General features: G+C 65.6%; 4 protein-coding genes. 3 read left to right on the top strand and 1 reads right to left on the bottom strand.

The window, feature by feature from the left end:
• Positions 1 to 68 precede the first annotated feature (68 nt).
• Entirely contained in the window at positions 69 to 695 is a 627-nt protein-coding gene (locus ACPZMI_RS12650; protein ID WP_426352342.1) for a DNA-3-methyladenine glycosylase family protein, read from the bottom strand.
• Between the two features lie 184 nt (positions 696 to 879).
• Here ACPZMI_RS12650 and ACPZMI_RS12645 point away from each other — a divergent pair, with 184 nt between their 5' ends.
• The 3 genes from ACPZMI_RS12645 to ACPZMI_RS12635 all read left to right on the top strand — a co-directional run bounded on the left by ACPZMI_RS12645 (position 880) and on the right by ACPZMI_RS12635 (position 4,931).
• A complete protein-coding gene (locus tag ACPZMI_RS12645) occupies positions 880 to 1,395 on the top strand; it encodes a sigma-70 family RNA polymerase sigma factor (RefSeq protein ID WP_186667630.1) in 516 nt (171 codons plus the stop codon).
• Positions 1,382 to 2,338: a FecR domain-containing protein gene (locus ACPZMI_RS12640; protein WP_186667629.1), complete on the top strand. Its 957-nt coding sequence runs from the start codon at positions 1,382 to 1,384 to the stop codon at positions 2,336 to 2,338. The genes ACPZMI_RS12645 and ACPZMI_RS12640 overlap by 14 nt, the downstream gene beginning before the upstream one ends.
• Positions 2,339 to 2,459: 121 nt before the next feature.
• Entirely contained in the window at positions 2,460 to 4,931 is a 2,472-nt protein-coding gene (locus ACPZMI_RS12635; RefSeq protein WP_426352341.1) for a TonB-dependent siderophore receptor, read from the top strand.
• The last annotated feature ends 98 nt before the right edge of the window (positions 4,932 to 5,029 follow it).

Raw genomic sequence — 5,029 nt, 5'->3', positions numbered from 1 at the left:
CAAGCCCGCTCCTACAAGAGACAGCGCGCCCATGCAGGAGCGGGCTTGCCCGCGAAAAGGCCCCCACCTCAAGCCCGCCAGAGATACCAGGCCGCCACCGTCCGATACGGGCTCCACACCCCACCCAGCGAGCGCATCTGCGCCGGTGTCGGTGCCCTCTCCAACCCCTTCAGGCGACGGTATCCCTCGCGTACCCCGAAGTCATCCACCGGCAGGATGTCCGAACGCTCCAGGCTGTAGATCAGCAACATCTCCACGGTCCAGCGCCCCACGCCACGCAAGGCCACCAGCCGCTCGATCAGCGCCTCATCCTTCATCGCCAGCGCTTCTTCGCGCCCGGGCACGGCCCCGTCGAGACGGGCCTGGGCGATGTGCAGGATGCTCGCCAGCTTGCTCGCCGAGAGGCCACAACCGCGCAACACCTCGGGGTCGGTGGCGAGCAACTGCTCCGGCGCAGGAAACGCCACCTGCGGATACAACGCCAGCAAGCGCCCGAGTATCGCCTCGGCCGCCCGGGCATGCAGTTGCTGGTACGCCACCGCCCGCACCAGCGCCTCGAACGGCTCACGCCCAGGCGTAGCGCGGTGCAGGCACGGCCCGACCGCGGCGATATGCCGGGCCCAGTCCGGGTCCAGCCCGCTGAGGAAGTCGATCGCCTGCTGATAGGCGTGCGGCGAGAGATCGGCATGGATCATGGCACGTTACCCGTGGAATGAACTGAAAGACCCATGTTAGACCAACCGTTCATCGCCAGATCGCCGAATCTTGCGCGACAAATTCCTGGTATGCCATTGCTCCGACAGCATTGCCCCGCATAGAATTGAGAACTATTCACACTCACTCCCCCACTCTTTCCTCGCAACCAGGGCCGCAGCCACGATGCAGATGAACGACATGCTCAAGCCTGCCGAAATCGATCTGCTCTACCAGACCCACCATGCCTGGCTACGCGGCTGGTTGCGGGCCCGGGTCGGCTGCCGGGAGCATGCCGCGGACCTCGCCCAGGACACCTTCGTGCGCCTGCTGCGCGCGCGTCAGGTTTCACCGCTGAAAGAGCCACGCGCCTACCTCAGCAGTATCGCCCGCGGCCTGATGATCGATCAGTTCCGGCGCCGCGCACTGGAACGCGCCTATCAGGAAAGCCTGGCCTGCCTGCCCGAAAGCGAAGCGCCCAGCGAGGAGCATCGCCTGGTGATCCTCGACACCCTCGAACGCCTCGACCGCGCCCTGCACCTGCTCAAACCCCGGGTGCGCCAGGCGTTCCTGCTGGCCCAGCTCGATGGCCTGAGCATCCCGCAGATCGCCATGCGCCTGGAGGTGTCCCGGGCCACGGTCGAGCGCGACCTGGCCCGGGCGCTGGGCACCTGCTATCGGTTGCGCTATGCCGACGCCTGAGCGCATCCCGGCCCAGGCCCAGGTCGACGAGGCGATCGACTGGCTGGTGAAACTGCGCTTCGACGATCCATCGGCGCACCACCAGCAGCAATTCCAGCACTGGCTGCACAGCCATCCGCACAACGCCCTGGCCTGGCAGCGGGTCAACAGCCTGGGCAACGAACTGGCCGGCCTGCCCCCCGACCTGAGCCGACGCACCCTCGAGGGCAGCCAGCGGCAACGCATGAGCCGGCGCGACAACCTCAAGCTGCTGGTCGGATTCGCGGTTGCCGGGGGGGCTCTCTGGACCGCGCGCGAGCCCCTGGGCCTGCCCGCGCTGATGGCCGACAGCCGTACCGCCACCGGCGAGCGCCGCGACCTGCAAGGCAGCGACGGCAGCCGCATCCAGCTCAACACCGCCAGCGCCATCGACCTGCGCTACAGCGCCGACCAGCGCCTGCTGACACTGATTCGCGGCGAGGTCAGCCTGGACAGCAACGCCAGCGACAACCGCACCTTCCACATCGACACCGCCATCGCCGACATGGACACCCGCAACGGCCAGTTGCTGCTGCGCGAGAACGACGACGGCCTGCTGTTGGCGGTTCGCCGTGGCGAGGTGCTGCTGTTCCCCTCCTCCGCTCGCCCACGGTGGGTGAAGACCGGCGAGGTGCTGCAGGTAAGTGCCTCGGGGCTAACCGAGGTGGCGACCCTGCATGGCGACCCGTGGGGCTGGACCGATGGCGTGCTCAGTGTGCAGCAGATGCCACTGGGCGAGTTCGTGGCCGAGCTTTCGCGGTATCGGCCGGGGCTGCTCAGATGCGCACCGGAAGTCGCCGGGCTGAAGGTCTCGGGGACTTATCAACTGGCAGACATCGATCAGATCCTGCTGTTGATCGCACGAACCCTGCCGGTGCGCATCGACTACCGCACGCGCTACTGGGTGAGCATCGACCTGGCCTGACCCTGGGACGTTTGGCCAGTCAACATGCATCGACGAAAATAAATGAGGTGGAATCTCATTCTCGTCCGGCCTGAAGGAACAAAGCCCGAAAAGTGGTCTCCCCAACCTTCAGGAGCGCTTCATGATTCGCCCGTGTTCCCCCCGCAACGACAGGCTGCGCAATGCCATCCACGCCGCGGCCTTCGGCCTGGGCCTTGCCAGCGCCACGCTCTCGGCCCAAGCCCTCGCCGCCCCGGCAGGCCAAAACCAGCAGATCGCCTGGAACATCCCGGCCGGCCCGTTGGCCCCAGCGCTGGACCAGATGGCCCGCCAGGGCGGCCTGAACCTGTCGTTCGACGCGAACAGCCTCCAGGGCAAGACCACCCGTGGCGTGCAAGGCAGCTACGACAGCGCCCAGGCCCTGTCGATTTTGCTGCAGGGCAGCAACGTGCAAGTTCAGCAACAGAGCGACAAGAGCTTCATGCTGATCCCGGCGCTGGACGTCGGTGATGCACTCGAGCTTGGCGCCACCAGCATTTCCAGCGACCGCCTGGGCGAGACCACCGAGAACACCGGTTCTTACACCACCGGCGCGGTGACCATCGGCAAGACTCCGCAAAGCATCCGCCGCACCCCGCAGTCGGTGACCGTGGTCACCCGCCAGCGCATCGACGACCAGAACATCACCAACCTCACCAACCTGCTCGAGCAGACCCCGGGCGTGGTGGTCAACCTGACCGACAGCGAGCGCGTGCAGTATTACTCGCGCGGCTACTCGATCGACGCCATCCAGTACGACGGCGCCACCGTGGTGCAGAGCAGCGGCGGCGGCTCGTTCATCCAGAGCGACTCGGCGATCATCGACCGCGCCGAGATCCTGCGCGGGGCCACCGGCATGCTGCGCGGGGCGGGCAACCCTTCGGGCACGGTGAACCTGGTGCGCAAGCGCCCGACCTACGAATACCAGGGCAGCGGCAGCATTACCCTGGGCACCTGGAACGCCCAGCGCTATGTCGCCGACATCTCCGGGCCATTGACCGAAACCGGCAACGTGCGTGGGCGGATCATCGCCGTGCACGACGACAAGGACCACTTCCAGGAGTCGCGCCAGGAACGCAAGGACGTGCTGTACGGCGTACTGGCCTTCGACCTGAATGACAGCACCACCCTCACCACCGGCCTTGAATGGACCAAGCTCGACGCCACCGGCGCCTGGGGCAACCTGCCCGCCAACTACGACGGCTCGCCGCTGCCGTTTGGCCGCAGCACCTACCTGGGTGCCGACTGGAACCGCTGGAACCGCAGTAACCTGCAAACCTTCGCCGAGCTCGAACATCGTTTCGACAACGACTGGAAGCTCAAGCTGATGGCCCAGCGCACCCACTTCGAGTTGGCCGACGATGGTTTCAAGCAGACCTACTTCACCCGCGCCACCGGCGCCGCCAACCCCACCAACAACCCGTACCTGATGAGCTACCAGGTCACCGAAGGCGATGGCGGCGAGAGCCTGCAGAACAACCTGAGCGCGACCCTCAATGGCCCGTTCGACCTGCTGGGCCGCACCCACGAGCTGATGCTGGGCGTCGAGCGCATCCGCAACGATTCCTACGCCTCGGCCACCAACAACGTTCAGTCGGGGGTGTTCGACATCCGCAACTGGGACCCCAAGACCAGCCTGGCCAACCCGCCTATCAACATCCTCGCCCACCCGGTGCGCACCCGCACCACCCAGGAAGGCGCCTACGCCACCTGGCGCATTTCCCTGGCCGATCCGCTCACCGCGATCATCGGCGCGCGCACCAACTGGTACGACTATGAGCAGGAAAACAACACCCGCTCCAACGGCAAGTTCAGTGTCGACAACGAAGTGGTGCCCTACGCGGCGCTGATCTATGACCTCAACGACAACTTCAGCACCTACGCCAGCTATACCGAGATCTTCAACCCGCAGACCGCCACCGACGCCACTGGCTCGGTGCTCGCGCCGGTCACCGGCGAGGCCTACGAGACTGGCATCAAGGGCGAGTTCTATGACGGGCGGCTGAACACCTCGCTGGCGTTCTTCCGCATCTATCAGGTCGGCAACCCGCTGGACGACATCAGCGGGCCAAATCCTTGCCCACCCAACTACACCAGTGGCTACTGCAAGGTTGCGGCCGGCAAGAACCGCAGCCAGGGCTTCGAACTGGAGATTTCCGGCGAAGTGCTGCCGGGCTGGAACGTGACCGGTGGCTACACCTACAACACCACCGAGTACCTGAAGGACACCACCAGCAACACCGGCAATGCGATTCGCACCACCGATCCCAAGCGCATGCTGCGACTGTTCACCAGCTACCGCCTGCCGGGTGAGCTGGACGCCTGGACCATTGGTGGTGGCGTGCAAGCCCAGAGCGACATCTACAACCGCAGCGGCACCGCGGTCGCCACGCAGTCGGGGTATGCGGTGTACAACGCGATGGTCAACTACCGCTTCAACGACCATTACTCGTTGCAGGTCAACGCCAACAACATCTTCGACAAGCAGTACTACCGCCAGGTGGCACCGACGCCGACCGGCTACTACTGGGGCGATCCGCGCAATGTGTCGGTGACCTTGCGCGGGAGCTTCTGATCTTCGCTGCCTGAATGGGCCTGTTTGCGGGGGTTCGCCGCGAACAAGCCTCCCCGGCCCAAGGTGGGTTTCCCCAAAAACCCCCCGACCCACCACCA

Origin of the sequence: Pseudomonas wayambapalatensis, assembly GCF_049942315.1 — a bacterium.
In the GTDB taxonomy this organism is placed as follows: domain Bacteria; phylum Pseudomonadota; class Gammaproteobacteria; order Pseudomonadales; family Pseudomonadaceae; genus Aquipseudomonas; species Aquipseudomonas wayambapalatensis.
Note: the sequence above shows the minus strand (reverse complement) of the source record. Positions and strands in the feature narration are given on the sequence as shown.

Excerpts from the sequence above, each read along its gene's own strand:
- ACPZMI_RS12650 (WP_426352342.1), bottom strand. The coding sequence starts at position 695 with ATGATCCATGCCGATCTCTCGCCGCACGCCTATCAGCAGGCGATCGAC.
- ACPZMI_RS12645 (WP_186667630.1), top strand. The coding sequence starts at position 880 with ATGCAGATGAACGACATGCTCAAGCCTGCCGAAATCGATCTGCTCTAC.
- ACPZMI_RS12640 (WP_186667629.1), top strand. The coding sequence starts at position 1,382 with ATGCCGACGCCTGAGCGCATCCCGGCCCAGGCCCAGGTCGACGAGGCG.
- ACPZMI_RS12635 (WP_426352341.1), top strand. The coding sequence starts at position 2,460 with ATGATTCGCCCGTGTTCCCCCCGCAACGACAGGCTGCGCAATGCCATC.